Source organism: Brevundimonas pondensis, assembly GCF_017487345.1.
In the GTDB taxonomy this organism is placed as follows: domain Bacteria; phylum Pseudomonadota; class Alphaproteobacteria; order Caulobacterales; family Caulobacteraceae; genus Brevundimonas; species Brevundimonas pondensis.
In genome coordinates this window covers 2,860,125-2,887,089 of sequence record NZ_CP062006.1, presented here as the reverse complement: position 1 = coordinate 2,887,089, position 26,965 = coordinate 2,860,125, and the positions used below count along the sequence as shown (strand labels likewise).

General features: G+C 67.7%; 24 protein-coding genes and 2 pseudogenes. 14 read left to right on the top strand and 12 right to left on the bottom strand.

The features are described from left to right. Nucleotide 1 precedes the first annotated feature (1 nt). The 4 genes from phnC to IFE19_RS14450 all read left to right on the top strand — a co-directional run bounded on the left by phnC (nucleotide 2) and on the right by IFE19_RS14450 (nucleotide 3,792). Nucleotides 2-799 carry a phosphonate ABC transporter ATP-binding protein gene (phnC, locus tag IFE19_RS14465; RefSeq protein ID WP_207823439.1) on the top strand — a complete coding sequence of 266 codons (798 nt, stop codon included), beginning with the start codon at nucleotides 2-4 and terminating at the stop codon, nucleotides 797-799. Then, nucleotides 796-1,803, top strand: a complete 1,008-nt coding sequence (phnD, locus tag IFE19_RS14460) for a phosphate/phosphite/phosphonate ABC transporter substrate-binding protein (RefSeq protein ID WP_207823437.1) — start codon at nucleotides 796-798, stop codon at nucleotides 1,801-1,803. The genes phnC and phnD overlap by 4 nt, the downstream gene beginning before the upstream one ends. Beyond that, nucleotides 1,800-2,612, top strand: coding sequence for a phosphonate ABC transporter, permease protein PhnE (gene phnE, locus IFE19_RS14455; RefSeq protein WP_404822134.1), 813 nt, complete (start codon nucleotides 1,800-1,802; stop codon nucleotides 2,610-2,612). The genes phnD and phnE overlap by 4 nt, the downstream gene beginning before the upstream one ends. 109 nt (nucleotides 2,613-2,721) lie before the next feature. Next, nucleotides 2,722-3,792 carry a substrate-binding domain-containing protein gene (locus IFE19_RS14450; RefSeq protein WP_207823435.1) on the top strand — a complete coding sequence of 357 codons (1,071 nt, stop codon included), beginning with the start codon at nucleotides 2,722-2,724 and terminating at the stop codon, nucleotides 3,790-3,792. 136 nt (nucleotides 3,793-3,928) lie between these two features. On the opposite strand, the gene IFE19_RS14445 is transcribed toward IFE19_RS14450, so the two are convergent. Both IFE19_RS14445 and IFE19_RS14440 read right to left on the bottom strand, forming a co-directional pair. Next, nucleotides 3,929-5,014, bottom strand: coding sequence for a glycosyltransferase family 4 protein (locus IFE19_RS14445; RefSeq protein ID WP_207823433.1), 1,086 nt, complete (start codon nucleotides 5,012-5,014; stop codon nucleotides 3,929-3,931). A gap of 74 nt (nucleotides 5,015-5,088) precedes the next feature. Further along, nucleotides 5,089-5,550 (bottom strand): Lrp/AsnC ligand binding domain-containing protein, encoded by a 462-nt coding sequence (locus IFE19_RS14440; RefSeq protein ID WP_207823431.1) that lies wholly within the window; start codon nucleotides 5,548-5,550, stop codon nucleotides 5,089-5,091. Between the two features lie 118 nt (nucleotides 5,551-5,668). Here IFE19_RS14440 and putA point away from each other — a divergent pair, with 118 nt between their 5' ends. Next, complete coding sequence (gene putA, locus IFE19_RS14435; protein ID WP_207823429.1) at nucleotides 5,669-8,785, top strand: bifunctional proline dehydrogenase/L-glutamate gamma-semialdehyde dehydrogenase PutA; 3,117 nt, start codon at nucleotides 5,669-5,671, stop codon at nucleotides 8,783-8,785. 57 nt (nucleotides 8,786-8,842) lie between these two features. Here putA and IFE19_RS14430 read toward each other — a convergent pair whose 3' ends face one another. Further along, nucleotides 8,843-9,757, bottom strand: a complete 915-nt coding sequence (locus IFE19_RS14430) for a hydroxymethylglutaryl-CoA lyase (protein WP_207823427.1) — start codon at nucleotides 9,755-9,757, stop codon at nucleotides 8,843-8,845. Then, entirely contained in the window at nucleotides 9,757-11,430 is a 1,674-nt protein-coding gene (locus IFE19_RS14425; protein ID WP_207823425.1) for an ArnT family glycosyltransferase, read from the bottom strand. The genes IFE19_RS14430 and IFE19_RS14425 overlap by 1 nt, the downstream gene beginning before the upstream one ends. 105 nt (nucleotides 11,431-11,535) lie before the next feature. On the opposite strand from IFE19_RS14425, the gene IFE19_RS14420 reads away from it, so the two are divergent. Together IFE19_RS14420 and IFE19_RS14415 are read left to right on the top strand one after the other, a co-directional pair. Continuing rightward, nucleotides 11,536-12,273 carry a glycosyltransferase family 2 protein gene (locus tag IFE19_RS14420; protein WP_207823423.1) on the top strand — a complete coding sequence of 246 codons (738 nt, stop codon included), beginning with the start codon at nucleotides 11,536-11,538 and terminating at the stop codon, nucleotides 12,271-12,273. A gap of 79 nt (nucleotides 12,274-12,352) precedes the next feature. Next, nucleotides 12,353-12,778 carry a hypothetical protein gene (locus tag IFE19_RS14415; RefSeq protein WP_207823421.1) on the top strand — a complete coding sequence of 142 codons (426 nt, stop codon included), beginning with the start codon at nucleotides 12,353-12,355 and terminating at the stop codon, nucleotides 12,776-12,778. Nucleotides 12,779-12,925: 147 nt separating this feature from the next. On the opposite strand, the gene IFE19_RS14410 is transcribed toward IFE19_RS14415, so the two are convergent. From IFE19_RS14410 to trhA, 3 genes are all read right to left on the bottom strand, one after another. Beyond that, nucleotides 12,926-13,288 carry a hypothetical protein gene (locus tag IFE19_RS14410; protein ID WP_207823419.1) on the bottom strand — a complete coding sequence of 121 codons (363 nt, stop codon included), beginning with the start codon at nucleotides 13,286-13,288 and terminating at the stop codon, nucleotides 12,926-12,928. Beyond that, nucleotides 13,285-13,911, bottom strand: a complete 627-nt coding sequence (gene phaR / locus IFE19_RS14405; protein WP_207823417.1) for a polyhydroxyalkanoate synthesis repressor PhaR — start codon at nucleotides 13,909-13,911, stop codon at nucleotides 13,285-13,287. Before phaR ends, IFE19_RS14410 begins: the two co-directional genes overlap by 4 nt. A 72-nt stretch (nucleotides 13,912-13,983) precedes the next feature. After that, entirely contained in the window at nucleotides 13,984-14,694 is a 711-nt protein-coding gene (gene trhA / locus IFE19_RS14400; RefSeq protein WP_207823416.1) for a PAQR family membrane homeostasis protein TrhA, read from the bottom strand. A 149-nt stretch (nucleotides 14,695-14,843) separates the two neighbouring features. Between trhA and IFE19_RS14395 the strand changes: the two genes are divergently transcribed. Further along, nucleotides 14,844-16,019: an acetyl-CoA C-acetyltransferase gene (locus IFE19_RS14395; protein WP_207823414.1), complete on the top strand. Its 1,176-nt coding sequence runs from the start codon at nucleotides 14,844-14,846 to the stop codon at nucleotides 16,017-16,019. Nucleotides 16,020-16,096: 77 nt separating this feature from the next. Here IFE19_RS14395 and IFE19_RS14390 read toward each other — a convergent pair whose 3' ends face one another. The 4 genes and pseudogenes from IFE19_RS14390 to argB form a co-directional block, all read right to left on the bottom strand. Beyond that, entirely contained in the window at nucleotides 16,097-18,394 is a 2,298-nt protein-coding gene (locus tag IFE19_RS14390; protein ID WP_225910298.1) for a S8 family peptidase, read from the bottom strand. A gap of 97 nt (nucleotides 18,395-18,491) precedes the next feature. After that, a complete protein-coding gene (gene dapD / locus IFE19_RS14385; protein ID WP_207823412.1) occupies nucleotides 18,492-19,361 on the bottom strand; it encodes a 2,3,4,5-tetrahydropyridine-2,6-dicarboxylate N-succinyltransferase in 870 nt (289 codons plus the stop codon). After that, the gene (locus IFE19_RS14380; RefSeq protein WP_225910520.1) at nucleotides 19,358-19,990 is read right to left on the bottom strand and encodes a pyrimidine 5'-nucleotidase; all 633 of its coding nucleotides are present in this window, start codon (nucleotides 19,988-19,990) and stop codon (nucleotides 19,358-19,360) included. Before IFE19_RS14380 ends, dapD begins: the two co-directional genes overlap by 4 nt. Before the next feature lie 59 nt (nucleotides 19,991-20,049). Next, nucleotides 20,050-20,979, bottom strand: a pseudogene (gene argB, locus IFE19_RS14375) (acetylglutamate kinase). A 212-nt stretch (nucleotides 20,980-21,191) separates the two neighbouring features. Between argB and IFE19_RS17810 the strand changes: the two are divergent. From IFE19_RS17810 to IFE19_RS14360, 6 genes and pseudogenes are all read left to right on the top strand, one after another. Continuing rightward, a complete protein-coding gene (locus tag IFE19_RS17810) occupies nucleotides 21,192-21,713 on the top strand; it encodes a sugar phosphate nucleotidyltransferase (RefSeq protein WP_225910519.1) in 522 nt (173 codons plus the stop codon). A gap of 202 nt (nucleotides 21,714-21,915) precedes the next feature. Further along, nucleotides 21,916-22,407, top strand: a complete 492-nt coding sequence (locus IFE19_RS17805; protein ID WP_225910297.1) for a hypothetical protein — start codon at nucleotides 21,916-21,918, stop codon at nucleotides 22,405-22,407. After that, a pseudogene (locus IFE19_RS18150) lies at nucleotides 22,310-23,175 on the top strand (AGE family epimerase/isomerase). The gene IFE19_RS17805 and the pseudogene IFE19_RS18150 overlap by 98 nt, the downstream one beginning before the upstream one ends. Nucleotides 23,176-23,503: 328 nt before the next feature. Then, a complete protein-coding gene (locus tag IFE19_RS18045) occupies nucleotides 23,504-23,860 on the top strand; it encodes an outer membrane beta-barrel protein (protein ID WP_318780453.1) in 357 nt (118 codons plus the stop codon). Then, on the top strand, nucleotides 23,860-24,648 hold the full coding sequence (locus IFE19_RS14365) for an OmpA family protein (protein WP_318780452.1): 789 nt from the start codon (nucleotides 23,860-23,862) through the stop codon (nucleotides 24,646-24,648). Before IFE19_RS18045 ends, IFE19_RS14365 begins: the two co-directional genes overlap by 1 nt. Before the next feature lie 175 nt (nucleotides 24,649-24,823). Continuing rightward, nucleotides 24,824-26,143, top strand: coding sequence for a UDP-glucose dehydrogenase family protein (locus tag IFE19_RS14360; RefSeq protein ID WP_207823410.1), 1,320 nt, complete (start codon nucleotides 24,824-24,826; stop codon nucleotides 26,141-26,143). 69 nt (nucleotides 26,144-26,212) lie between these two features. Here the strand turns inward: IFE19_RS14360 and IFE19_RS14355 are convergent, their stop codons facing one another. Beyond that, entirely contained in the window at nucleotides 26,213-26,887 is a 675-nt protein-coding gene (locus IFE19_RS14355; protein ID WP_207823408.1) for an OmpA family protein, read from the bottom strand. Nucleotides 26,888-26,965 lie beyond the last annotated feature (78 nt).

Genomic DNA, 26,965 nt, shown 5'->3' with positions numbered 1-26,965 from the left:
CATGAGTTCTTCAACCGCCGCCGTCGCGTCCGTAAGGGATGTGTCGAAGACCTACGGAGCCAGGAAGGCGCTCGACGGCGTGTCCGTCGAAGTGGCCGCCGGCGAGATGGTCGCCCTGATCGGTCCGTCCGGATCGGGCAAGTCCACCCTGCTGCGCTCCATCACCGGCCTGCACCCCATCGACCCCGGCAAGGGGACGATCCAGGTGTTCGGCGAAACCGTTCAGCAGAACGGCCGCATCACCGGCGCCGTGCGCAAGGCGCGCGGCAAGCTGGGCATGATCTTCCAGCAGTTCAATCTGGTGGGACGGCTGTCGCTCTTCTCCAACGTCATGCTGGGCGCGCTCGGGCGTCTGCCCGGCTGGCGCGGCGTCTTCGGCGTCTGGCCGGCGGCGGACAAGGACAAGGCCATGGCGGCCCTGCACCGCGTCGGCGTGTCCGACTACGCCGCCCAGCGCGCCAACACTCTGTCGGGCGGTCAGCAGCAGCGAGGGGCCATCGCCCGCGCGATCGTCCAGGGCGCGCAAGCCATCCTGGCCGACGAGCCGGTCGCCTCGTTGGACCCGGTCTCGGCCCGCAAGGTCATGGAACTGCTGGTCGAGCTGAACAAGCGCGACGGCATGGGCGTGATCGTCACCCTGCACCAGGTCGACTACGCCATCCGCTACTGCGACCGCGTTATCGCCCTGCAGAAGGGCAAGGTGGTCTATGACGGCCCCTCGACCGGTCTGGACTCCAAGCGCCTGATTGAAATCTACGGTCCCGAGTACGAGGACGCGTTCTGGGAAGCCAAGGCATGACCCGCACCCCCATCACCCGCCGCCTGCTCGGCGTCGCCGCCGTCGCCGCGCTCACCCTGGGCCTCGCCGCCTGCGGCAATGGCGAGGAGAAGACCCCGGGCGCTGCGCCGACCGAGATCACCTTCTCCATCCTGTCGGCCGAGGGCCAGGCTTCGTCGGGTCCGCTGTGGCAGCCGCTGCTGGACGACATGTCCAAGGCGATCGGCGTGCCAGTGAAGCCCTATTTCGGTTCGAACTATACGGTTCTGGTCGAGGCCATGCGCGGCAACCACACCCAGGTGGGCTGGTTCTCGGCCAAACCCGAGGTCGAGGCCATCGACCGCGCCAACGCCGAGGTCATCGCCCGCACGGTCAACCGTGAAGGCCTGGACAGCTACCAGTCGACCCTGATCGTCAAGAAGGGCTCGGGCATCACGCTGGACAAGGTGCTGGCCTGCGGCAAGGCCTATAACTTCGGCATCGGCGACGCCCAGTCGACCTCGGGCACCCTGGCGCCCATGACCTTCCTGTTCAACGCGCGCGGCGTCGTGCCGTCGCAGTGCTTCAAGACGGTGCGTTCGGCCAACCATCAGGCCAACGCCTTCGGCGTGGCCACCGGCGTGATCGACGTGGCGACCTCGAACAGCGTCAACACCATCTTCATCCGCCGCGAGAACCCGCAACTGGCTGAACAGATCGAGGAGATCTGGGTCTCGCCGCCGATCCCCGAAAGCGGCATCGTCGTGCGTGAAGACCTGGACCCGGTCCTGAAGGAAAAGATCCGCAGCTTCTTCCTGACCTACGGCCAGGGTGAAGGCGCCGAGGCCGAGCGTCAGCGCAAGGTTCTGGCTGGTCTGGAGTATTCGCGCTTCGCCGCCGCCGACGACAGCTACCTGAACCCGATCCGCGAGATGATCGCCGACCAGAAGCGCGGCGAAGCCGAAGCCAAGGACGACAAGGCCGGCGTCGCCGCCGCGACCGCCGAGCTGCAGCGCCTGCGCAGCCTGCGTGAGGTCCAGCCTTGACCTCTGCTCCCCTGACGCCCGCGGCCATCCCGGCCGCGCCGCTAAAATCCGCCGTCTCCTGGGCGATGGACCTCCTGGTCTGGGGCGGCGTGATCGCCGTCCTGCTCTACAGCATCGACGCCGTCGACTTGGGCAATATCTCGCGCCTCTTCTCGGGCAACGAGAGCACGCGCCTGTTCGTCCACGACCTGCTGCGTCCGGACTTCTCCGACTGGAAGATGTTCGTCGCCAAGATGTGGGAGACGGTCCAGATCGCCCTGTGGGGCACCTTCCTGGCCGTCCTGTTCGGCATTCCCCTGGGTCTGGCCGCCGCCCGCAACATGGCCCCGGCCTGGGTCGTGACGCCGGTGCGCTGGGTGATGAACCTGCTGCGCTCGGTGCCTGATCTGGTCATCGGTCTGCTGTTCGTCACCGCCGTGGGCCTCGGCCCCCTGGCCGGCGTCCTGGCCATCACCCTGAACACGGCCGGCGTCCTGGCCAAGCTGTTCTCGGAAGCCGTCGAGTCGATCGACAAGGGTCCGGTCGAGGGCGTGCGCGCCACGGGCGCGACCAAGCTGCACGAGATCGTCTGGGGCGTGATTCCTCAGGTGGCTCCGCTGTGGACCTCGTTCGCTCTCTATCGTTTCGAGTCCAACAGCCGCTCGGCCACCGTCCTGGGCCTGATCGGCGCGGGCGGCATCGGTCAGGTGCTGTTCGACAGCATGAACGCCTTCAACTTCCGCGCGGTGTCGGCCATCGTCATCATCGTGGTCGTCGCCGTGACCCTGATCGACACCCTGTCGCAGGTCATGCGCAAGCGCCTGCTGTAATCGAAACCCGGTCGGGGCAAGTTTGCCCTGACTGTCACAAAGGTCTGGCCGGACCGTCACACTTCGCTGCTCTAAGCGTCGCCAACTGACGTCTGGAGAGGTCCGGCCAATGATCCGTTCCCTGAAAATCACCGCCTGCACGGCGGCGCTTCTGGCCCTCGCGGCTTGCGGCAATAACGAGGGCGGCGCGCCCGGCAGCCAGAAGGCCCGCGCGGGCATCTGGGCCGCCGGCTCCTCGACCGTCTTCCCCTTCGCCACGCGCGCGGCCGAGAACTTCGCCCGCACCTCGGGCAATACGGCGGCACCGCGCATCGAGTCGCTGGGCACCGGCGGCGGCATCCAGGCCTTCTGCGCCGGCGTCGGCCCCTCGACCCCGGATATCGCCAACGCCTCGCGTCCGATGAAGCAGAGCGAGTTCGACCGCTGCGTCGCCAACGGCGTCACCGACATCGTCGAGATCAAGATCGGCTTCGACGGCATCGTCATCGCCACCGCCCGCACCGGCAACAGCTTCAACTTCGAGCTGAACGATCTCTACGAAGGTCTGGCCAAGGAAGTGCCCGGCCCGAACGGGACCTTCATCGCCAACCCGACCAAGACGTGGAACGACGTCAACAAGGGCCTGCCAAACCAGCGCATCCAGGTCTATGGCCCGCCGCCCACCTCGGGTACGCGCGACGCCTTCCTGGAGCTGGGCATGGCGCCGGGCGGCAAGCTGATCCCCGCCGTCGCCGCCTTCAAGGACGACAAGACCAAGTTCGAGACCCTGACCCACACCCTGCGTGAAGACGGCGCCTGGGTCGACTCGGGCGAGAACGACAACGCCATCGTTCAGACCCTGACCCGCACCCCGGGTTCGCTGGGCGTATTCGGCTTCTCCTTCCTGGAGCAGAACATGGACACGGTGAAGGCCGAGACCATCGACGGCGTCGCCCCCTCGGCCGAGACCATCGCCGACGGCAGCTATCCGCTGGCCCGCAGCCTCTACATCTACGTCAAGAAGGCCCATGTGGGCGTGACGCCGGGCCTGGAGCAGTTCGTCCAGGAGTTCATGTCGGAAGGCGCCGCCGGTCGCGGCGGCTACCTGCAGGATCGCGGCCTGGTGCCGCTGCCCGCAGACCAGCTGACCGCCGAACGCGCCAAGGCCGCGGCCATGACCTCGATGGCCCGTCCGAACTAAGCGCGCTCAAGCGGCCCAAGACGATAGAGAGCGCCGTGGTCGAAAGATCACGGCGCTCTTCTCTTTTTCAGCGGTCATGCTCGGGTCAAGCCCGAGGATGACGAAGATGGCCTGCGCTGGGAGGGAAGAGGGCGGCTCAGGCCGCCGCCTTGCGCCTCAGCCGGGCGATGCGGCGCAGGCGACGCCAGAAGCGGCCGCGCGCGGGCTCGGGATAGGGCTGAAGGTTCTCGACGAACTGCTCGGCCGAGGCGCGCCAGCTGAACTTCTCGGCGTAGGCGCGCACGTCTTGGCGATCCAGCTTCAGGGCTTCCAGGCAGGCGGTCTTCAGGTCGTCGTCGATAATCCCGGCGTTCGAGCCGGGGATGATGTCGATCGGGCCGTGCGCCGGATAGGCGGCAACCGGGGTGCCGGCGCCCATGGCCTCCAGAATCACCAGGCCGAAGGTGTCGGTCCAACTGGGGAAGACGAAGACGTCGGCGTCGGCGAAGCAGCGGGCCAGATCCTCGCCGAAGCGGGCGCCCAGGAACTTGGCCTCGGGATATTTCTCTTCCAGTTCGGCGCGGGCCGGGCCGTCGCCGACGACGATCTTGGTGCCCGGCAGGTCCAGTTCGAGGAAGGTCTCGATGTTCTTCTCGACCGCGACGCGGCCGACGTTGAGGAAGAAGGGGCGGGGCCAGTTCTCGCCGCCCATCTCCTTGTAGATGGGCTCCAGGTCGGGGCGGAACAGCTCGGTGTCCACGCCGCGCGTCCACGGCGAGACGTTGCGGAAGCCATGCTCGACCAGTTCGTCGCGCAGGGTGGGCGTCGCCACCATCAGCCGGCCCGACGGCTTGTGGAACCACTTCATGTAGGCGTAGCCGACCTGGACCGGGATCGGGAACCGGGCCGAGACGTATTCGGGGAACTTGGTGTGATAGCTGGTCGTGAACGGCAGCTTCCATTCCACGCAGATACGGCGCGTGGCGATGCCCAGGGGGCCTTCGGTGGCGATATGGACGGCTTCGGGCTCGAAGGCGCGCAGGCGTTCGCGAATCTCTTCTTCGGCGCCCAGGGCCAGCCGAATCTCGGGATAGGTGGGGCAGGGGATGGTCTTGAACTGGCTGGGTTCGATGACCTCGACCTCATGGCCCATGGCGCGGCACTCGGCCACGGTGCGGGTCAGGGTGCGGACGACGCCGTTGACCTGGGGTTCCCAGGCGTCGGTGACCAGAACAATGCGCATGAAGTCGAGTGGGCCCGGGCCGTTTCGCTGAGCCGAAAGTTCTAGACGGTTAAGATGACGAAGGCGAGACGGGTTTAGAGCGGCAGGACCGTCGTCGACTTCACCTCTTCGAGAACAGCATAGGTTCGCGTCTCGCGCACGCCGGGCATCCGCACCAGAATATCGCCGAGGAAGACGCGATAGGCGTCCATGTCGGCCACCCGCGCCTTGATCAAATAGTCGAAGCCGCCGGCGACCATGTGGCACTCCAGCACCTCGGGCTGGCGGCGGACGGCGTCGGCGAAGGCGTCGAAGACGTCGCCCGTGGTTCGGTCCAGCAGAACCTCGATGAAGATCAGCAGGGCGCGGTCGGCCGAGGCCGGGTCGATCAGGGCGGCGTAGCCGGTGATGACCTTCCGGTCCTTCAGCCGCTTGACCCGTTCGAAGCAGGCGGCGGGCGACAGATTGCACCTTCGCGCCAGTTCCGCGTTGGAGATGCGGCCGTCGATCTGGAGCACGCGCAGCAGGCGGCGGTCGGTGTCGTCAAGAATTTGCATGGCGAGTAAGCCTGATTGCCGAATAATCTCTGGTTCGGGTCGCCATCATACAATGCACATTCGGCCAAGTCCGCCATATATGCCGCAAATCGAAGGGTTTGATCCCAGGGTGAGTTTCATGACGCCGACCGACCTCAAGCACTGGGACGATCTGGACCGGAACAAGTTCCGCGACGAGGGCGCTGTGGTCGCCGAACTGCTGGCCAATCCCGGCCTGACCACGGCCGAGCGCGCCGACGTGCTGCGTGACGCTATCGCCCTGGTCGATCAGGCCCGGGCCAGCCAGAAGAAGCAGGGCGTGGTCGAGAGCTTCCTGCAGGAGTTTTCTCTGGGCACCCGCGAGGGTCTGGCCCTGATGTGCCTGGCCGAGGCCCTGCTGCGCACGCCCGACGCCGACACCCGCGACCGCCTGATCGCCGAGAAGATCGGCTCGGCCGACTGGGCCTCGCACATGGGCCAGTCCGACAGCCTGTTCGTCAACGCCTCGACCTGGGGCCTGATGCTGACCGGCAAGCTGGTCGATGTGGACGACGAGGCCAAGACCGACCTGTCGGGCTTCCTCAAGCGTATCGCCGGGCGTCTGGGCGAGCCGGTCATCCGTCAGGCCGTGGCCACCGCCGTCAAGATCATGGGCGAGCAGTTCGTCGTCGGCCGCACCATCGAGGCGGCGCTGAAGCGCTCGGACCGCGAGGGTTGGCTGTGCAGCTTCGACATGCTGGGCGAGGGCGCCCGCACGACCGCAGACGCCGAACGCTATGAAAAGATCTACGCCGACGCTATCGAGGCCGTGGGCAAGACCGCCAAGGGTCAGGGGCCAGAGGCCGGTCACGGCGTCTCGGTCAAGCTGTCGGCCCTGTCGCCTCGCTATCAGGCGGTGCAGGAAGACCGCGTCTGGGAAGAGCTCTATCCCCGCATCCTGCGTCTCGCCCTGATCGCTGCCAAATACGACATCAACTACACCATCGACGCCGAGGAGGCTGACCGTCTGGCCCTGTCGCTGAAGCTGCTGGAGCGGCTGGCGCGCGAGCCGGAACTGGGCGACTGGAAGGGCCTCGGCCTGGCCGTTCAGGCCTATCAGAAGCGCACGACCGAGACGGTGGCCAAGCTGGCCGAACTGGCCAAGTCCTCGGGTCGTCGTCTGATGGTGCGTCTGGTCAAGGGCGCCTACTGGGACACCGAGATCAAGCTGGCCCAGGTCAACGGCCGCACCGACTATCCTGTCTTCACCACCAAGCCCGCGACCGATCTCAACTATCTGGTCTGCGCCAAGGCTCTGATCGAGGCCTCGCCCTACATCTACGCCCAGTTCGCCACCCACAACGCCCACACCCTGGCCGCCGTGCGCCGCATGGCCCGCGACCGCAACGTGACCATCGAGCACCAGCGTCTGCACGGCATGGGCGAGGCCCTCTATGACGCCGCGCACGAGGCCTGGGCCGACGAGCAGGTCATCGTCCGCGCCTATGCTCCCGTCGGCGGTCATGAAGAACTGCTGCCCTATCTGGTGCGCCGTTTGCTGGAAAACGGCGCCAACTCCTCCTTCGTCCACGCCCTGCTGGACGAGCGCGTTCCGGCGGCCGCCGTCGCCGCCGACCCCATCACCGCCGTCGAGGCCCAGCCCGACCGCCACCCCAGGATTCCGGTTCCCATGAACATCTACGGCGATCGCCAGAACTCCCTCGGCCGCGACTATTCGCAGGCCGCCGACCGTGAACGTCACGCCAAGGCCCTGGAGCGCGTCGACAGCGAGAAGCTGACGTCGGGTCCCATCATCGGCGGCAAGCTGAAGGCCGGGGTGAACCCGCAGGACGTGACCAACCCGTTCGACCGCTCGCAGGTCCTGGGCCATGTGTCGGAAGCTTCGGTCGAGGATGTGGACGCCGCCGTCATGGCCGCCGCCAACGCCCAGGTCGCCTGGGACCGCATCGGCGGCGCCGGTCGCGCCCCGATCCTGCGCGCCATGGCCGACGTGCTGGAAGCCGACATGGACCGTCTGGTCGCCCTGCTGTCGCGTGAAGCGGGCAAGACCCTGAACGACGGCGTGGCCGAGGTGCGCGAAGCCGCCGACTTCTGCCGCTATTACGCCCTGCTGGCCGAGCGCGACTTCGGCGGTCGCCAGACCCTGAAGGGCCCGACGGGCGAGACCAATGAACTGGTGCTGCACGGTCGCGGCGTCTTCGCCGCCATCAGCCCGTGGAACTTCCCCCTGGCCATCTTCACCGGCCAGATCGCTGCGGCCCTGGCCGCCGGCAACGCCGTGGTGGCCAAGCCCGCCGAGCAGACCCCGCTGATCGCCGCCGAGGCCGTTCGTCTGTTCTACAAGGCTGGTCTGAACCCCGACCTGCTGGCCCTGGTTCCGGGTCGCGGCGAGATCGTCGGCGCGGCCCTGACCGCCCATCCGGGCATCGACGGCGTGGCCTTCACCGGCGGCACCGACACCGCCAGCGCCATCAACCGCGGCCTGGCCGCGCGCCCCGGCGCCATCATCCCCTTCATCGCCGAGACCGGCGGCCTGAACGCCATGTTCGTGGACACCACGGCGCTGAAGGAACAGGTCATCGACGACGTCATCCTGTCGGCCTTCGGCTCGGCCGGGCAGCGCTGCTCGGCCCTGCGCATCCTCTATGCGCCCAAGGAAGCCGCCGACGCCCTGATCGAGGGCCTGAAGGGCGCGCTGGCGACCCAGATTCTGGGTGACCCGACTGAGACCAAGAGCGACATCGGCCCGGTCATCGACGCCGAGAGCCGCGCCAATCTGGAAGCCCACGTCGCGCGCCTGTCGAAAGAGGCCAAGATCGTCGCCCGCGCCGAACTGCCGGCCGGCGCCGACAAGGGCGACCTGTTCGCCCCGACCATCGCCGAGATCCCGACGCCGGACTTCCTGGAACGCGAGGTTTTCGGGCCGATCCTGCACGTCTATCGCTATGACTCGAAGGACCTGAAGTCGGTCGCCGCCAAGCTGGCTGCGCGCGGCTACGGCCTGACGCTGGGCGTCCACAGCCGTATCGAGGCCTTCGCCGATGAGGTCGTGCGTCTGGTCCCGGCCGGCAATGTCTATGTGAACCGGTCGATCATCGGCGCTGTCGTGGGCGTGCAGCCCTTCGGCGGCGAAGGCCTGTCCGGCACCGGCCCCAAGGCCGGCGGCCCCAACAGCCTGATCCGCTACGCCGCCGAAAAAGCCATCAGCGTCAACATCGCGGCCCAGGGCGGCGACCCGGCTCTGCTCAACCTGTAAGGTCTCGGGCCATCCTGAAATGAAGACGCCGCCGCCCCTCGGGACGGCGGCGTTTTTCTATTTGGGCCAGCCGCCTGCGCGACTGAGGGCGCTGAGGCGAGGCTTGTCGATCTGCTCGCCGATCCAGCGGGCGCTTTCGATCAGCTTGTCGAGGTCGTAGCCGGTCGAGAAACCGGCGCGTTCCAGCATGTAGACCAGGTCCTCGGTGGCGATGTTGCCGGTGGCGCCGGGCGCAAACGGGCAGCCGCCGATGCCGCCGGCCGAGGCGTCGAGAATGTCGATCCCGGCCTCGACGCCCGCATAGGCGTTGGCCAGGCCGGTGTTGCGGGTGTCGTGGAAGTGCAGGCGCAGGGTCGCGTCGGGGGCGGCCTTGCGGGCGGCCTCGACCTTCTTGGTCACGCTCCACGGATCGCCGACGCCGATGGTGTCGGCCAGGGCGATCTCCTCGACGCCCAGCGCCGCGATGCGGGCGACCAGATCGCTGATCTGTTCGACCGAGACCTCGCCGTCGAAGGGGCAGCCCCAGACGCAGGACAGGGTGGCCGTCAGCTTCGGCGTCGCGCCGGGCGCGCCTTCTGCATTGGCGCGGCCCGCCATGATGTCGGCCAGCATCTGCACCTGCTGGTCGACGTTCAGCCCCTGGTTCTTCAGGCCGAAGCCGTCGGTTGCGGACATGGCGACATTGACCTCGTCCACCGCGGTGCCGAGCGCCCGGTCATAGCCCTTGCCGTTCAAAACGAGGCCGATGCGGCTGTGGCCCTCGGCGGGGGGGAGGGCGGCCATGACCTCTTCGGCCCCGGCCATCTGCGGCACGTACTTGGGATGGACGAAGCTGGCGGCCTCGATGCGCTTGGCGCCCGCCGCTTCCAGGCGGCGCACGAAGTCGGCGCGGACGGCGGGCGTCAGCACCGCCTTTTCGTTCTGCAGGCCGTCGCGCGGCCCGACCTCGACGATCTGGATGAAGCGACCCATTAGCGTGCGCTCCGTTCGCCGGCGCCTGCGGGCGCATAGACCGTCAGGCGCACGTCGTCGCCCGAGGAGTAGTTGTGGCCGCTGACCACGCCCACGGCGCGACCGGCGGCGCCCAGATCGGCCAGGGCGCGGCGGAACTCTTCGTCGTCATGGGCCTCGACGATGGCGGGGCGGCCCTCGGCCAGGGCCCGGGCGGCCCCGGGACCGTCGGTCAACTGGGTGTCGCGCCCGGTCAGGAAGACGAAGCTGGGCTCATGGAAGCCGGTGATGGCCACCGGCCCCGGATAGCGACCCTGGGCCGGGCTCAGCTCGGCCGATTCCAGGGTCTTCACCAGACGCGGGGCGATGGACAGGGGGCGCAGCTGGCGGATGGTCCCGGCCAGACCGGCGTGGGCGATGACGCCGCACAGGATGGCCGCCAGAACCCCGGTGATCGCCGCCCGATTGACCAAAAGGAAGCCGCCGACCGCCGCCGCCATGACGGCGAAGACGATGGTCACGGTGGCCCAGGTCTGGGCCGTCGAGCGACCGAACTCGGTCAGGCCATAGACGGTGATGGCGCAGATGACGACGGCGGCGAACAGGCCGAGCAGGGCGCCGGAAATGCGTGAAACCTTGCCGATCGGCCGGGTCAAGGCGGCGGCGGCCAGAAGCGCGATCGCGCCGAAGGTGGGCAGGGTGTAGTGCCACAGCTTGGTCGGGGCGATCTCGAACATCAGCCAGGCGGGCAACAGCCAGCAGACGGCGAAGCGGATGGCCGGCTCGGCCCGACGATGCCAGCCGGTCGACAGGGCGGCGGGCAGCATCAGGGTGACGGGGAAGAGCAGCAGAGGCGACAGCAGGGCGTACATGCCGATGAAGCCGCCGTGGCTTTCGTGGGCGCCGGCCAGCTTGGGCGCCAGGTCGCCGCCGATGGCTTCACGCCAGAAGCCGCCGTCGGTGGCGATGGTGATGGCGATGGCCCAGGGCCCGACCAGCAGGGCCACCAGCGGCAGACCCCAGCCCCAGCCCAGACGCCCCAACCACTTGATGTTCCGGTCCCAGACCGACAGGGCGATGATCGACAGGGCCACGACCAGCAGCCCGATCGGTCCCTTGATCAGGATGGACAGGCCGATGCCCAGCCAGAACAGCAGCTTGTGCCAGCGCACCGGCTTTTCGCCCGCACGCGTCGCCATATAGATCCGCGCCAGCGCCGCCATCGACAGGGTGGTCAGGCCGCATAGCATGGCGTCGGTCTTGGCGATGCCCGCCTCGGAGGACAAAAGGAAGGTGGCGCCCAGCATGGCGCCGGCCAGGAAGCCCGCGCGGTTGCCGAACAGGGCGGCGCCGGCCCAGGCCACGGCCCAGGCGGCCAGCATGGCCCCGAACAGGGACGGCAGGCGGTAGGGCTGGATGTTGCGGTCCTCGACGTCCGAGGTCAGGCCGACGGCCACGGCTTGCATCCAGTAGATGCCGACCGGCTTCTTCCAGCGCGGCTCGTCTTGGAAGCGGATGTCGACGAAGTCGCCGCTTTCCAGCATCTGCGCGGTCGCCTGGGCGAAGCGGCTTTCGTCGCGATCCAGCGGCGGCAGCAGCATCATGCTGGGCAGACCGGCGAGCAGGGTCAGCAGGGCCGCCAGAACGGGGCCGCGCCAGCCGGCGATGAGGTGATCCAGGTTCGGGCGGTTCATGGCGCTGTCGTATCACGCCGACGCCGCCCCCCGGAAGCTGCAGCTTGTAACCTCTTCGCGCGGCCCGGTTTTCCTCGAGCCCGGCGATGCGCTACAGAGCGACGGATGACCGACAGCCTCGCTTCTATTCCTGACATTTCCGTCGTTGTGCCTGTTCACAACGAATCCGGCGCAGCCGTGCCCTTGGCGCGCGAGATCGCCGAGGCCTTCGCCGGTCGGTCCTATGAAATGATCTTCGTCAACGACGCCAGCAAGGATTCGACCCTGGTCGAGCTGCAGGCGGCGATGGCCGAGCTGCCGACCCTGCGGGTGCTGTCGCATGCGACCAACGCCGGTCAGAGCCGGGCGGTGCGCACCGGCGTCCTGGCCGCGCGCGCGCCTATCGTGGTCACCCTGGACGGCGACGGCCAGAACCCGCCCGCCGATGCGCCGCGCCTGGCTGACGCCCTGATCGCCGCTCCCGCCAGCGTCGCCCTGGTCGGCGGGGTGCGCGCCAAGCGTCAGGACAGCAACGCCAAGCGTCAGGCCTCGATCTGGGCCAACCGCATCCGCAAGAAGCTGCTGTCCGACGACGCCGACGACACCGGCTGCGGGCTCAAGGCCTTCCGCCGCGACGTCTTCCTGCGGCTGCCCTACTTTGATCACATCCACCGCTATCTGCCGGCGCTGACCATCCGCGAGGGGTATGAGAACCGCTATCTCGACGTCGATCACCGCCACCGCGAGACGGGTCAGTCGAAATACACCAACTGGGGACGGCTGCGGGCGTCGTTTTCGGACCTGTTGGGCGTGATGTGGCTGAAATCGCGCTCGCGTCGGCCGGGCGCCATCAGCGAGTTCTGACCGAACCATTCTGGTCTTTGGGGCCATATGGTTGTGCGCTGGAAACAGGGTTAAGCAGGGCGATCTGGAGGGGCCACCCATGCTGATCGCCATACCGCTGCTGATCGTGCCGGTCATGATCTACAATCTGGTGATCCTGCTCGGCGGGGCGGGCGCTGATCCCCTGCTCGGGCCGACGGCGGTGCTGGGCGAGGTGCTGTTCCGCGTGCCCATGACCTCGGGCGCGGTGTGGAGCATCAGCATCGGCGACCTGATCCTCTTCCTGTCGCTGATCCTGCTGTTTGTCGAACTGTTGAAATCGACCTCCAGCCAGCGGGTGGCCATCGTCAATCACGCCCTGTCGATGGCGCTGTTCGTGGTCTGTCTGGTTGAGTTCCTGCTGCTGCCGGGTTTTGCAGGATCGGTCTTCTTTCTGATCCTGACCATGGTGCTGCTGGACGTGCTGGCGGGTTTCATCGTCACCATCATCGCCTCGCGGCGCGACTTCGACATGAACCCGCGCTGAGGCGCAGGATTAGCTGAAGGCGACGAAGACCAGGGCGACCACGGTGACGTCGAACAGGCGGGCGGCGAGGTTAAGGACGGCCATGGGCGAAACTCCGGTCGAAGACGCCGGGGCCGTCGCAAACGCCATGCCATCGGCCGAAGGGGCCTAGATTTCGGTCTGAGTGGCCTTGCCCACGCGGGGGCGACGGTCGCGCTTGCCCGAATATTCCGCGCCCAGATAGGTCGAGCGGGCGGCGTCCAGCACCGGAGGCCCGCCCTTCAGCCCGCGCTTCTGCCCCTTCTGACCCAGGACCTGGGCGGCGAACAGGGCCGGCGGCGCCAGCGGCGACACGGCAGGCTTTGCCGGGGAGGCGGCATGATCGACCCGCTCGCCAGCCGGGACCACCGCGCGCGACGCCGCTTCGACCTCGGCCTCGGCGCGACGGTCACGGCGACGCCGGTCGCCTTCGCGGCGTTCCTGCACCGTGGGCCCCTCCAGGGGGGCGACCGGGCGCACGCCGTCGGTCATTTGCCGGCGCCGGCCAGGCGCTCGATCTGGGCGCGCATCTCGTCCATCTGGCGACGCATTTCGTCCAGGGCCGGGTCGGCCGGCGCTGCTTTGGGCTCAGGCGCTGGCTCTGGCGCGGGCGCCGTCTCGGCCTCGGGTCGGCCATAGGCGGCCATGCCGGGGAACATCTTCATGGCGCGCTCGAACATGGCCATGTTCTGGCGCACGGCCTCTTCCATCAGGCCGCCGCCGGGCGTGCCGGCGAAGGCGCGGGTGAACTGGCTGCGCAGCTGCTCCTGCTGGCGGGTGAAGCTGTCCAGCGACATCTCCAGATAGGACGGCAGGACCGACTGCATCGAGTTGCCGTAGAAGCCGATCAACTGGCGCAGGAACTGCACCGGCAGCAGGGCCTCGCCGCGGTTCTCTTCCTCGAAGATGATCTGTGTCAGGATCTGACGTGTCAGCTCGTCATTGGTCTTGGCGTCATAGACGACGAATTCGACCCCCTCGCGCACCATCTGCGCCAGGTCTTCCAGCGTCACATAGGCGCTGGTGGCGGTGTTGTAGAGCCGCCGGTTCGCATACTTCTTGATGACGACGACGCCATCACGGGTTTTTCCGCCCTCGGATTTCTTGTCGTTCACGCTTGTTCTCGCGTTGTTGCAACGCCGCACTATCACGCGTTGCGCGCGCGAAGGCCAGAGGGCGCCGTCAGGTCAGGCCGCGCCGGGCGCCAGGACTACCCCGATCAGGATGGCCGCCCAGTGCACGCCGGCCCCCGCCACGACGAAACCGTGCCAGATGGCGCGGCGGAATTTCACCTTCTGGCTGATGAAGACGAAGACGCCCGAGGTGTAGATCAGACCGCCCGCCACCAGGAGGCCCAGGGCCAGGGGATGCACCGTCTCGATCATCGGCTTCAGCGCGAAGATCGCCACCCAGCCGAACAGGACATAGACCGCGCTCCAGAAGACGTCGGAGATGCGCGGGGCGAACATTTTTACCGCCACGCCCGACAGGGCTATCAACCAGACGGTCAGGGTGAAGCCGATCGACCAGGCCCCCTCGAACCTCTGTGTGGTGAAGGGGGTGTAGCTGCCGGCGATCATCAGGAAGATGGCCGCCTCGTCCAGCCGTCGCAGCACGGGGCGGGCGGCGCAAGGGTGGGTCTGGTTGTAGATGGTCGAGGCTGTCAGCATGGCCAGCAGGCAGACGGCGTAGATGGCGGTCGCCACCACGGCGCTGATCCCGCCGTAAAGCCCGGCCAGCACCGCCAGGACGACGCCGCCGATGGCCGCCAGACCCAGGCCCACGATATGAACCCACAGATCGGCCAGCCGCTCGGCGCGCGATTGATAGTGCTCGATCATGTCGAGGTCGTCGGGCGTCCACACCCGTCTCGCCAAGGATTTCAGCCGCACCAGCATCACTCCTGAAAAGCGTTCGCCGTGGGGATCGTTCCCGTCAGATTGCGCCCGGATGATGACGAAGTGCTGAACTTCGCACTTGCGAGAGGTGACGCGGAGTGTGCAATGCGGCACAACCTCCCGCAGAATTTCTCCCCGGAGTGAATATCATGACTGACGTAGTGATCGTTTCCGCCGCCCGGACCCCGGTCGGCTCCTTCCTCGGCGCCTTGTCCAGCCTGCCCGCCTCCAAGCTGGGCGAGGTCGCGATCAAGGCGGCGCTGGAGCGTGCGGGCGTGGCGCCTGCGGACGTCGATGAAGTCATCCTGGGCCAGGTGCTGCAGGCGGGCGCAGGGCAGGGCCCGGCGCGTCAGGCCTCGATCGGCGCCGGCCTGCCCAACGAGACTCCGGCCTGGAGCTTGAACCAGTTGTGCGGCTCGGGCCTGCGCGCTGTGGCCCTGGCCTATCAGCAGATCATGCAGGGCGATGCGAAGATCGTTGTCGCCGGCGGTCAGGAAAGCATGAGCCAGTCGCCCCACACCGCCCAGCTGCGCAATGGCCAGAAGATGGGCGAGCTGGGCTTCAAGGACAGCATGCTGCAGGACGGCCTGATCGACGCCTTCCACGGCTATCACATGGGCCAGACGGCCGAGAACATCGCTGAGAAGTGGTCGATCGACCGCGCCGCTCAGGACGCCTTCGCCGTCGCCTCGCAGAACAAGGCCGAGGCCGCCCAGAAGGCCGGCAAGTTCGTCGACGAGATCGCTCCGGTGACCATCGCGACCCGCAAGGGCGACGTGGTCGTCGACCAGGACGAATACATCCGCCACGGCGCCACCATTGAAGCGATGGAGAAGCTGAAGCCGGCCTTCGTCAAGGACGGCTCGGTGACCGCCGCCAACGCCTCGGGCATCAACGACGGCGCCGCCGCCCTGGTGCTGATGTCGGCCGATGAAGCCAAGGCGCGCGGTCTGGAGCCTCTGGTCCGCATCGCCTCTTGGGCCACGGCGGGCGTCGATCCGTCGATCATGGGCACGGGTCCGATCCCGGCTTCGAAGAAGGCGCTGGAGAAGGCCGGCTGGACCGTCGCCGACCTGGACCTGATCGAGTCCAACGAAGCCTTCGCCGCCCAGTCGCTGTGCGTGGTCAAGGAACTGGGCCTCGATACGGCCAAGGTGAACGTCAACGGCGGCGCCATCGCCATCGGCCACCCGGTCGGCGCCTCGGGCGCCCGCGTCCTGACCACCCTGCTGCACGAGATGAAACGCTCGGGCGCGAAGAAGGGCCTGGCCACCTTGTGCATCGGCGGCGGCATGGGCGTCGCCATGTGCGTCGAGCGCGGCTGACGCTTCGGCTCACGGGCTGAAATGCAAAAGGCCGGCGGAGCGATCCGCCGGCCTTTCTCATGTCTGGATCGTAGGGGTCAGAACCCGCGTCGCCAGCTGCCCAACAGGGCGTAGCCGGCCGGGGCGCCTGCACGGTGCTGCTCGTCGCGGCTGGCCACGGCCTCCAGCTGCAGCACCGACCCGCCGGGCAGGGGGTGCAGGCTGCGGATGCTGAAGTCGATCTGACGGCCCGAGGGGCTGGCCGAGAAGCGGCGCTCCGAGAAGGTGACCGGGTCGAAGTATTCCAGCGGCACATCGGCCAGGAAGGCGCTGAAGGTCCCGCTCTCGACCCGCAACGGCTGGGAGATCTCCCAGGTCAGACGGCTGCAGCCGAGCGCCCACGACGGGCAGTCCGACTGCAGCGCCATGCGCCAGGTCGAGCTGACGGCGGCGCTGGACAGATTCAGGAACCGGCCTTCGATCTCGGTGCGGCCGAAACCGGCCTCGCCGCTGATGATGACGCCGTGTCCCAGGCTCAGGTCGCCGCCGAAGGCCGCAAAGCGGGTGCGAGAGGGCAGAGCGAAGTCCGAACGCGTCGGCATATAGGCGCCCAGCGGCCCCATCTTCTCGTCCAGCGCCCCCATGCTGAAGGACAGGCCGCCGTGCGCGCCGCGCCAGTCGACGGCGGCGCGGGCATAGGAGGAGACGTCCTGCTCGACCGAGCGCAAAGGAGCGCGCCGGTCGCCGGCGCCGGTCTCGGCGCTGACCGTCAGAGGACCGAAGCCCAGACCGTCGAAGACCATGGCCCCGCGCAACGCGTGATCGGCTTGGGCCAGGGCGGCGAAGCCGTCGCCCGAGCCGGTGCGGAAGGGCGAACGCGATCCGCCCTTGCCCTGCCAGGCGGAGAAGGACATGCGCCCGGCGGTGACGTCGAACAGGGCTTCCTGCTTGACCTCGTCGCCCAGCCAGGGGGCGTCGAAGGGGGTGTAGCGGTTCAGGATCGGTTCGGGAGTCTCGACCGGCACGGCGGCGACCAGGGACAGTTTCGCCCCGCCGGGGCCGTCCATCGTCACCTGCGATTGGCGCATCGGCGTGGGGTTTTCCGGCTGATAGCTGCGACGGGGCGCGATGCGGTAGGCCGCGCCCATGTCGATGCGGAACAGGCGCTCGTATTCGTCATAGCCGATGGTGCCCAGGGCGTCGGTACGGCCCAGGGCGTCGCCGAACGGTCCACCGACATGGGCGCCGGGCTCGATGGCGACCTGCACGGCCGCCCCCTTCGCCTGGGGCGAGGAAGTGGCGCCGACCGGCTGGAAGGCCTGGGCGATGTCCAGCAGGCCGCGGCCATAGATGGTGTCAGTCCCGACGTCCCCCGCGTCCCTGGCCGTACGCAGGAGGATATCGACCGCCTGACGGCCAGTCAGATTGGGAAAGGCCTCCAGCAGCAGGGCCAGAGCCCCGGCCACGGCGGGCGAGGCGAAGGAGGTGCCGTTAACGCGCCAGCACGACGTGTCTTCGCAGTCGACAACGACGTCTTCGCCGGGCGCGGACAGGAACCAGGCCTGCGACACGCCGGCGCGGTTCGAGAAACTCGAGATCTGGTTGGCGGCGTTGTGTGCGCCGGTGACGATAATGCCGCCGGCGAAACGCGCGTCGCCGGCGTAGCGACCCGGCCATTCCGGGTTGGCGCCGGCCTCATTGCCGGAGGCGACGGCGAAGACCACGCCTGCATTGATCGCGCGCTGAAGCGCCGCTTCGAACGAGGCGCCCAGGGCGCCTTCACCGCCCAGCGACAGGTTGATGACCTTGGCGCCGTTGCGCACGGCGTAGTCCAGGGCATTGGCCAGATCCGAACCTCGGAAGCAGACCGTGTCGTCCGGATCGGTGCAATCGCTGATGTCGGCCCGGATCGACAAGATGGTGGCGTTGTAGGCGACGCCGACCGTGCCGAAGCCATTGAAGGGGGCGGCGATCACGCTGGAGACGCGGGTGCCATGGCTGTCGGCGCCTTGCGGCTGATTGCGACCCGCGATGATGTCGGTTGAGAGCGATGAAATATTCGCGCCCAGATCCTGGTGGTTCATCTTGATGCCGCTATCGACCACTCCGACGGTGACGCCGCGCCCCGTGGCGCCGCCTTGCCAGGCCGTGATCGCGCCTGCGTTCACCACGCCGTAGTTGCGTTGATACTCGGGTGAGTTCGAGCTGGGGACGGCGGGGGCGGCGGGGAGGCGGCGGGGAGGAGGAGGCGGGGAGGAGGGGAGGCGTGACCACCCCGCCGCCGGCGCCACGCCGCCGCCACCGCCGCCGCCGCCTCCACATGCCGCCAGCGGCAGCACCAGAAGGCCCATGACCGCGACCGATGTCGCTATTCCGCGCAAACGTCTGACAGCCACTGCCGCCTCCCCGAACCAACGTCGCTATTAGGCCGTATTTCGCCGGCTTGGCGAGCCTGTTTCAGAGCGTGGTCGGAGCTTTTCCGCTTGCCGGTTTCTAGTCGCGCAGCAGCTCGTTGACGCCGGTCTTGGCGCGGGTCTGGGCGTCGACGCGCTTGACGATGACGGCGCAGTACAGCGACGGGCCGCCGTTCGGATCGGGCAGGGCGCCCGGCACCACGACGGAATAGGCCGGGACTTCGCCGCGGAAGATCTCGCCGGTGGCGCGGTCGACGATCTTGGTCGAGCCCGACAGATAGACGCCCATGGCCAGGACCGCGCCTTCGCGGACGATGACGCCCTCGGCCACCTCGGCGCGGGCGCCGATGAAGCAGCCGTCTTCGATGATGGTCGGATTGGCTTGCAGCGGCTCCAGCACGCCGCCGATGCCGGCGCCGCCCGACAGGTGGACGTTCTTGCCGATCTGGGCGCAGGAGCCGACCGTGGCCCAGGCGTCGACCATCGAGCCCTCATCGACGAAGGCGCCGATGTTCACGAAGGACGGCATCAGCACGACGTTCTTGGCGATATGGGCGCCGCGGCGGACGACGGCGCCCGGCACCGAGCGGAAGCCGGCGGCCTGATAGTCGGCGGCGCTCCAGTCGCCGAACTTGTTGGGCACCTTGTCCCAGAAGGGACCGACGGCGACCGGGTGGTCGGCCGACAGCGGCAGGGTGGGGGCGTGGCCCGCGCGCATGATGACGTTGTCGTTCAGGCGGAAGGACAGCAGCACCGCCTTCTTCAGCCACTGGTGCGTGGTCCAGACGCCGTCCTCGCCGCGCGTGGCGACGCGGGCTTGCCCTGCGTCCAGCAGGGCCAGGGCGGTGTCGACGGCGTCGCGCACCTCGCCGCGCGTGGCCGCAGAGACCTCGGCGCGAGCTTCCCAGGCGGCTTCGATCACGGATTCCAGATGGGTCAGGTCGGTCATTGCGGATCTCCGTCCAGCATGGCGGTGGTCAGGAAGGGGCCGACGCTGGCGGCCCGGTGTTGGATGTGATCGCCCTCGGCGACTAAAGCCTTGGGCCCGACCAGAACCGTGGTCATGCCGATGGCGTGCGCCGGCTCCAGGTTCTTGGGCGTGTCCTCGAAGAAGCAGGCCGTGGTCGGATCGACGCCGAACCGGGCCAGCATCTTGTCAAAGGTGCGCGGGTCCGGCTTTGGGATCAGGTCGGCGTCTTCCAGGGCGAAAACTCCGTCGAAGAAGCGCGTCAGCTCCAGCTTCTCCATCACCCGACGGGCGTGGCCGATCGAGCCGTTGGTGAAGATCAGGCGCGGGCCGCTCAGCCGCTCCAGCGCCGCGTGCAGACCGGGATCGGGCGTCAGCACGTCCAGCGGCACGTCGTGGACCTCGGCCAGGAAGTCGTGCGGGTCGATCTCGTAGTGCATCATCAGCCCGGCCAGCGAGGTGCCGTAGTCGTGCAGATAGCCGCGCTGCACCGCCAGGGCCTCGGCCGATTCCAGGCCCGAGGTGCGCACCACATAGTGGTTGATGCGCTGCTCGACCTGTTTGAGAAACTGAGTCTCGGGCGGGTAGAGGGTGTTGTCGAGGTCGAACACCCAGGACCGGACGCGCAGGTCGGCGCCGATCTCGGTGGTCGCCGCGAGCGGCGTGACGGTCACTGGGCCTTCACCAGGGTGCCGGGCGCCGAATTCGGTGAACAGCTCGACCAGCATGGCGTGGGGGCGGCGTCCGTCTAGGATGACCACGGCCTCGACGCCCGAACGCACGGCGGCCATGGCCGTCTCCAGCTTGGGGATCATGCCGCCGTTGGCGACCCCGGTGTCGATCAGGCCTTGCGCTTCTTCCAGGTTCATCTGGCGGATGATCTCGCCGTCCGCGCCCTTGACGCCCGGCACGTCGGTCAGCAGCAGCATGCGCTTGGCGCCCAGCGACCCGGCCACGGCGCCCGCCACCGTGTCGGCGTTGACGTTATAGGTCATGCCGTCCTCGGCCACCCCGATGGGGGCGATGACCGGCACCCAGTCCTCGGTCTCGGAGGCGATCAGACCCTTGATCAGCTTGGGGTCGACTCTGGTCGGTTCGCCGACGAAGCCCAGGTCGACCTCGTGTTCGATCATGCTGTCGGGGTCGCGCTTGGTGCGCTTGGTCTTCTCGACCGTCAGCAGGCCCGCGTCCTTGCCCGACAGGCCGACGCCGCGCACGTCGGCTTCCTTGCCGGCGACGGTGATCCAGTGGGCGATCTCTTTGTTGACCGCGCCCGACAGGACCATCTCGGCCACCTGCATGGTGTCCTTGTCGGTGACGCGCAGGCCGTCGACGAAGGCGGACTTGACCCCGCCTTGTCCAGCATGGCGCTGATTTGCGGGCCGCCGCCGTGGACCACCACGGGGTTCACGCCCATCAGCTTCAGCAGCACCACGTCGGCGGCGATTGTTTTAGCCACGGCGCTCTCGCCCATGGCGTGGCCGCCGTATTTGATGACCACGGTCTCGCGGTCATAGACCTGAATATAGGGCAGGGCCTCGGCGAGCGTCTTCGCCGTTTCCCAGCTGCGTTCCTCGGATTGCCGTTCGGTCTCTTGCATGATGGCCGCTCGATAGCGTCGAAGGCCGCGCGAGTCACGACGTACCTCGACGCCGGGGCTCGAAACGCGCTGCGATTGCAACCAAAACAACACTTTCAATCGAGGTGAAGTGGGCTATCCAAGCATGATGACTCTCTACCCTGTGATCATGTGCGGCGGCGCGCGGCACGCGTCTCTGGCCAGCCTCGCGTCCCTCGCGGCCCAAGCAGTTCATTCCGCTGGCGGGCAACCGCTCGCTGTTTCAGGAGGCGGCGCTGCGAGCCGCTCCCCTGGTGTCGGCGGGTGGACGTCTGCTGGTCGTGGGTGGGGTTGATCACCGGCGATCCATTATCGAGCAACTTGAGCAGATCGGGATTGATGCTCAGGTGCTGCTGGAGCCCGAAGCGCGCGATTCCGCCGCGGCGATGGCCGCGGCCGCGGCCTGGACCGCGGCGAGAGATCCTGACGGCGTCAACGCGTTCGTCGCTTCGGACCATCACATTCCTGATCATGATGCGTTCCGCAAAGCGGTCCTGGCCGCCGCGGACGAAGCGCGGTCCGCGCGTATCGTCACGCTCGGAGTCAAGCCGACCCATCCGTCGGCCGCCTATGGCTATATCCATCCGGCGGGATCGGGCCTGTCGGCGGTGACGGCCTTTGTCGAGAAGCCCGACCAGGCGACGGCGCGTCGCTATATTGAAAGCGGCTATCTCTGGAACAGCGGCATTTCATCGTTTCGGCCTCGGTCTTCCTGAAGGAACTGGCGACCCACGCTCCCTCGATCGAAAATGCGGCAAAGACGGCGGTCGCGCACGGGCGCGGCGGGACTGTGCTCAAGTTGAGCGACGCCTTCCGTCACGCGCCCAAGGTTTCGGTCGATTACGCCATTATGGAGAAGACCCACCTCGCCTCTGTGCTGGAAGTGGATTCGCATGGTCCGATCTCGGGGCCTGGGACATGATCGCCGCCAGCGGCGAGGGCGACATCGGCGGCCATGTCTTCGAGGACGCAGAGGGCTGTCTGGCGCGGGCGGCTGACGGCATGCTGGTCGCAGCGGTGGGCGTGCGAAACCTCGCGATCGTCGCCGAGCGCGACGCCGTGCTGGTTTGTGACCTGTCCCGGGCGCAGGATGTGAAGAAGGTCGTTGAGCGCATCCGCCGCTCTTCGCCTCAACATGTCGATTTCGTCCGCTGTGTCGAAGAACCGCTGGACGCGGGCGCGCGACGGTTGCGCGATTGGCTGCGGCTCAAGGCCTTGCCGCTCTGGTCGAGCCTGGGGCAGGACGAAGGGGGCGTTTGCGGAGTCTCTTGCGCTCGATGGACGCGCGGTGCCGACGTCGCGGCGCGCGCGAGTGCAGGCGCGCCAGATCTATGTCTTCGCCCAGGCGGGGCTGCTGGGCTGGCGAGGGCCATGGGCGCGGGCCGTGCGAAACGGCCTGGCCAGCCTTGAGGTCGAGTTCCTGCGCGGGGACGGTCAGATGCGGGCCCTGCTCGACGTGAACCACAAGCCCCTGGACGAGACAGCCCTGGTCTATGATCAGGCCTTCTACCTGCTTGCTCTGGCGACTGCCTTGAAGGCGGGGATCGTGGAGCCGGAAATCGAGGCGCGCGCCGTCGCCGTGAGGGAGGCGCTCGAAGCGCGCGCCATGGAGAACGGCGCCTTCCGCGAAGGGGGCGAGTTCCCGTTCCAGTCCAATGCCCACATGCACATGCTGGAAGCCGCGTCAGCCTGGGAGGCGGTGAGCGACGACCCGCCTGGGGCGCTCTGGCCAGCCGCATGGCGGGCCTTGCGCAGGCGGTCTTTATCGATCCTGCGACGGGGCGTTTGCGAGAGTTCTTTGACGAGGCCTGGCGCACGATCGGCGAAGATCACGGTCGTGTCGTCGAGCCGGGGCATCAGTTCGAGTGGGCCTGGTTGCTTGTTCAGTACGGACGCCGACACAATGATGCCGATGCGCTGCAGGCGGCGCGCCGTCTCTATGCGGCGGGGCGTGAAGGCGTCAGCGAACGCCATCGCGTTGCGGTTGATGCTCTGAATGACGACGGCTCGGTTCGCACGACGCGCGCCCGTCTGTGGCCGCAGACGGAATGGTTGAGGGGCGGCCCTGGTCATGGCGCAGGAAACGGTCGAGGCGGAGCGCGGCGTCTATATGGAGGATGCGGCGTCGGCCTTGCGAGCGCTCTGGCTCTATCTGACGACGGACGGTCTTTGGCGTGACAAGCGTCTGCAGACGGGAGGCTTCATAGAAGAACCCGCGCCCGGCGGGGTCGCTTTATCATATCGTTTCTGCGTTCACGCAGCTGAGCGAATTTCCGTCACTGTTCGGCGATGAAGCCGAGACCGGCTCCGCTTTGCAGTGAAGGTAAAGCCAATCTTAAGTTCTTTCATCGGTGTAGCTTGATGGTCACGGTGTGTTGCAACCTTCGGTAAGTGCGTTGTTTGCGTCTCGACCATGCACGGCAACGCTGTTAGGAGTGACGTAGGCGACGTATCCGTCGTCCACGAACAACAGATCTCGGAGGGCCGCTATATGCGCGTCAAGAGTTTGATCCTGGCATCTAGCGCGGCGGCGGCTCTGGCCCTGTCGGCGGGCGCCGCTTCGGCTGAGCCGGATGGCTGGTACGGCGCGATCGACGCCGGCTACCACATCATCGACGACATCAATGCGGAATCGTCCACGACCGGCGCCAACTGGAACTGGGAAGTGAACGACGGCTGGGCGGCGTTCGCCCGTCTCGGTTACCGCTTCAACCCGAACTGGCGCGTCGAACTCGAAGGCGGCTACCGCTCGGGCGACATCGGCCGCGTTCGCGCCGTCTCAGGCACCCAGGGCCTGTGCAACCTGACCCCGGCCACCGGTCTTGCCATTCGCCGGAAGGCGACATCGAGTCGACCTCCCTGATGGCCAACGTCCTGTACGACTTCGGCTGGGAAGCCTGGGGCATCCGTCCCTTCGTCGGTCTGGGCGTCGGCGTGAACCGCGTCAGCACCGACACGGTCGGCCGTCTGCGCGCCACCCCCGCCGTGAGCCTCGTCGCTGACGACAGCTCGACCAAGTTCGCCGCTCAGGCGATCGCGGGTCTGGCCTGGGCTGTGGGCGACCGCGCCAACATCGACCTGACCTATCGTTACCTGACGGGCGACGCCGCCTTCGATTCGTCGGTGGCTGGCGCTGGCGCCATCCCGTTCGGCGAGTGGACCGGCGACTACGACCAGTCGCACACCGTGACCCTGGGCCTGCGTTACGCCTTCGGCGCCGAGCCGGCGGCTCCCCGCCGCCCCCGCCCCCGCCGCCGCCGCCCCCGCCGCCTCCCCGCCGCCCCGCCGCCGCCTCCGCCGCCTCCGGCCAAGCCGGCCGCGCGTCAGTTCGTGGTCTACTTCGACTGGGATCGTTCGGACCTGACGGCGGAAGCCCGCTCGGTGGTGACGCAAGCCGCCAACTACGCCAAGTCGGGCGCGCCGACCCGCATCCTGATCGTCGGTCACACCGACACCTCGGGTGCGCCGGCCTACAACCTCGGCCTGTCGAACCGTCGTTCGCGCACCGTGGCTGACGCCCTGGTCGCTCAAGGCGTCAACGGCGGCGTCATCGCCCTCGACGGCAAGGGCGAAACCGCTCTGGCCAAGGCCACGGCCGACGGCGTGCGCGAGCCGCTCAACCGTCGCGCCACCATCGACATCAACTTCTAAGGCTCGGAGGGGCCGGTTCAGACCGGCCCCGATGACCTCGAAGGTCGATAAGATTAAGGGCGGTCGATCCATTCGGGTCGGCCGCCCTTTTTCTTTGTCGCCAGTCCGTTAGGTTGACTGGCGAATGTCATGCTTGGGCGTTATCTCGGCCTGACTGCATCAAGAGGGTGAGCGCATGCGCGTCGCAATGATCGGCACCGGCTACGTCGGGCTTGTTTCCGGGGCCTGTTTTGCCGATTTCGGCCACGTGGTGACCTGCGTCGACAAGGACGCCGCCAAGATCGACCAGCTGAACGCCGGCCGCATGCCGATCTATGAGCCGGGGCTCGAGGATCTGGTCGCCGCCAATGTGCGCGACGGCCGCCTGTCCTTCGCCCTGGACGGCGCCGACGCCATCCGCAAGGCCGACGCCGTCTTCATCGCCGTGGGCACCCCGTCGCGTCGCGGCGACGGCCACGCCGACCTGTCCTATGTCTATGCCGCCGCCGAAGAGATCGCTGACCTGATCGAAGGCTTTACGGTCATCGTCACCAAGTCCACGGTGCCGGTCGGCACTGGCGACGAGATCGAGCGCATCATCCGGGCCCGCCGCCCCGACGCAGACTTCGCCGTGGTCTCCAACCCCGAGTTCCTGCGCGAAGGCGCCGCTATCGGCGACTTCAAACGCCCCGATCGGGTTGTCGTCGGTCTTGAGGATGAGCGCGCTCGCCCCGTGATGGCCGAACTCTATCGCCCCCTGAATCTGAACGAGACGCCGATACTGTTCACCGGCCGGCGCACCTCGGAACTGACCAAGTACGCCGCTAACGCCTTCCTGGCGCTGAAGATCACCTTCATCAACGAGATGGCCGACCTGTGCGAAAGCCTGGGGGCCGACGTGCAGCAGGTGGCCCGCGGCATCGGTCTGGACAACCGGATCGGCGGCAAGTTCCTGCATGCCGGACCGGGTTACGGCGGCTCCTGCTTCCCCAAGGACACCCTGGCCCTGGTGCGCACCGCGACCGACGCGGGCTCGCCGCTGCGTCTGATCGAGACCACGGTTGAGGTCAACGACGCCCGCAAAAAGGCCATGGCCGATCGTGTCGCCGCCGCCCTGGGGGCGACGGACCTGAAGGGCAAGACGGTCGGCCTGCTGGGCCTGACCTTCAAGCCGAATACGGACGACATGCGTGATGCGCCGTCGCTGGACGTGGCGCCGGCCCTGATCGCCATGGGGGCGACGGTCCAGGCCTTCGACCCCGAGGGCATGCACGAGGCCGCCAAGCTTCTGGACGGCGTTGTCTTCCGCGATGGCCCCTATGAGGCGGTCGAGGGCGCCGACGTGGTGGTCATCCTGACCGAATGGGATCAGTTCCGGGCCCTGGACCTCGATCGGGTCAAGCTGTTGCTGAAGCAGCCGGTCATGGTCGACTTGCGCAACGTCTACCGCCCCGACGACATGAAGGCGCGCGGTTTCCGTTACAGTTCGATCGGGCGGCCCGAAAGCGCCCGCTAGGCGCGAGGCGGAAAGCAAAAAGGGCGGCGCCGAAGCGCCGCCCTTTGTCGTTTCGGCGATCCCGCCGGCTCAGCCCGTGAACGGGCGGATCAGGATTTCGACGCGGCGGTTCTTGGCCTTGCCGTCGACCGTCGTGTTGTCGGCGATCGGATTGCGCGAGCTGTTGCCGGCGACATAGAGGCGCTCGCGGATCACGCCATGGTCCATCAGATAGGAGGCGACCGACGAGGCGCGGCGCTCCGACAGCGGCTGGTTGATGGCGTCGCCGCCCGAGGCGTCGGTGTGGCCGATGACATCAACCATCGAGCGGTCATACTCGTTCAGCACGCGGGCCACGTCGTCCAGAACCGGCAGGAAGCGGCTGTCGAGGCTCGATTGGTTGGTGGCGAAGGTCACGTCGGACGGCATGCGCAGCACCAGGGTGTCGCCCTGACGGGCCACGCCGACGCCGGTGCCCGACAGTTCGGCTTCGAGAGCGCGCTGCTGGCGGTCCATGTACTGGCCGACGCCCGCGCCGGCCAAGGCGCCGATGCCGGCGCCGATCAGGGCGTTCTTGCGGCCCTGTTCGCCGTTCGAGGTATTGGTCAGATAGCCGAGCAGGGCGCCGCCCAGGGCGCCGGCGATGGCGCCCGTGCCGGTGTTGTTGCGGGTGGGGGTCGAGCTGTAGGGATCGGTCGTGGTGCAGGCGCCGGCGCCGAGCATGGCGGCGATGCTGACGCTGGCGACGATGAGCTTGGCGCGCATGGGATGTCCTTTTGAAGTGGATCGGTCAGGCCGAAAAACGTGGCCCTACAGTGAAGGTTCCAACCTGTATGTCACGTG

What these genes read in the sequence shown, in the direction of transcription:
- phnC (WP_207823439.1), top strand. Translation starts at nt 2, where the DNA reads ATGAGTTCTTCAACCGCCGCCGTCGCGTCCGTAAGGGATGTGTCGAAG.
- phnD (WP_207823437.1), top strand. Translation starts at nt 796, where the DNA reads ATGACCCGCACCCCCATCACCCGCCGCCTGCTCGGCGTCGCCGCCGTC.
- IFE19_RS14450 (WP_207823435.1), top strand. Translation starts at nt 2,722, where the DNA reads ATGATCCGTTCCCTGAAAATCACCGCCTGCACGGCGGCGCTTCTGGCC.
- IFE19_RS14445 (WP_207823433.1), bottom strand. Translation starts at nt 5,014, where the DNA reads ATGCGCATTGTTCTGGTCACCGACGCCTGGGAACCCCAGGTCAACGGC.
- IFE19_RS14440 (WP_207823431.1), bottom strand. Translation starts at nt 5,550, where the DNA reads ATGCAAATTCTTGACGACACCGACCGCCGCCTGCTGCGCGTGCTCCAG.
- putA (WP_207823429.1), top strand. Translation starts at nt 5,669, where the DNA reads ATGACGCCGACCGACCTCAAGCACTGGGACGATCTGGACCGGAACAAG.
- IFE19_RS14430 (WP_207823427.1), bottom strand. Translation starts at nt 9,757, where the DNA reads ATGGGTCGCTTCATCCAGATCGTCGAGGTCGGGCCGCGCGACGGCCTG.
- IFE19_RS14425 (WP_207823425.1), bottom strand. Translation starts at nt 11,430, where the DNA reads ATGAACCGCCCGAACCTGGATCACCTCATCGCCGGCTGGCGCGGCCCC.
- IFE19_RS14420 (WP_207823423.1), top strand. Translation starts at nt 11,536, where the DNA reads ATGACCGACAGCCTCGCTTCTATTCCTGACATTTCCGTCGTTGTGCCT.
- IFE19_RS14415 (WP_207823421.1), top strand. Translation starts at nt 12,353, where the DNA reads ATGCTGATCGCCATACCGCTGCTGATCGTGCCGGTCATGATCTACAAT.
- IFE19_RS14410 (WP_207823419.1), bottom strand. Translation starts at nt 13,288, where the DNA reads ATGACCGACGGCGTGCGCCCGGTCGCCCCCCTGGAGGGGCCCACGGTG.
- trhA (WP_207823416.1), bottom strand. Translation starts at nt 14,694, where the DNA reads ATGCTGGTGCGGCTGAAATCCTTGGCGAGACGGGTGTGGACGCCCGAC.
- IFE19_RS14395 (WP_207823414.1), top strand. Translation starts at nt 14,844, where the DNA reads ATGACTGACGTAGTGATCGTTTCCGCCGCCCGGACCCCGGTCGGCTCC.
- dapD (WP_207823412.1), bottom strand. Translation starts at nt 19,361, where the DNA reads ATGACCGACCTGACCCATCTGGAATCCGTGATCGAAGCCGCCTGGGAA.
- IFE19_RS17805 (WP_225910297.1), top strand. Translation starts at nt 21,916, where the DNA reads ATGATCGCCGCCAGCGGCGAGGGCGACATCGGCGGCCATGTCTTCGAG.
- IFE19_RS14365 (WP_318780452.1), top strand. Translation starts at nt 23,860, where the DNA reads ATGGCCAACGTCCTGTACGACTTCGGCTGGGAAGCCTGGGGCATCCGT.
- IFE19_RS14360 (WP_207823410.1), top strand. Translation starts at nt 24,824, where the DNA reads ATGCGCGTCGCAATGATCGGCACCGGCTACGTCGGGCTTGTTTCCGGG.
- IFE19_RS14355 (WP_207823408.1), bottom strand. Translation starts at nt 26,887, where the DNA reads ATGCGCGCCAAGCTCATCGTCGCCAGCGTCAGCATCGCCGCCATGCTC.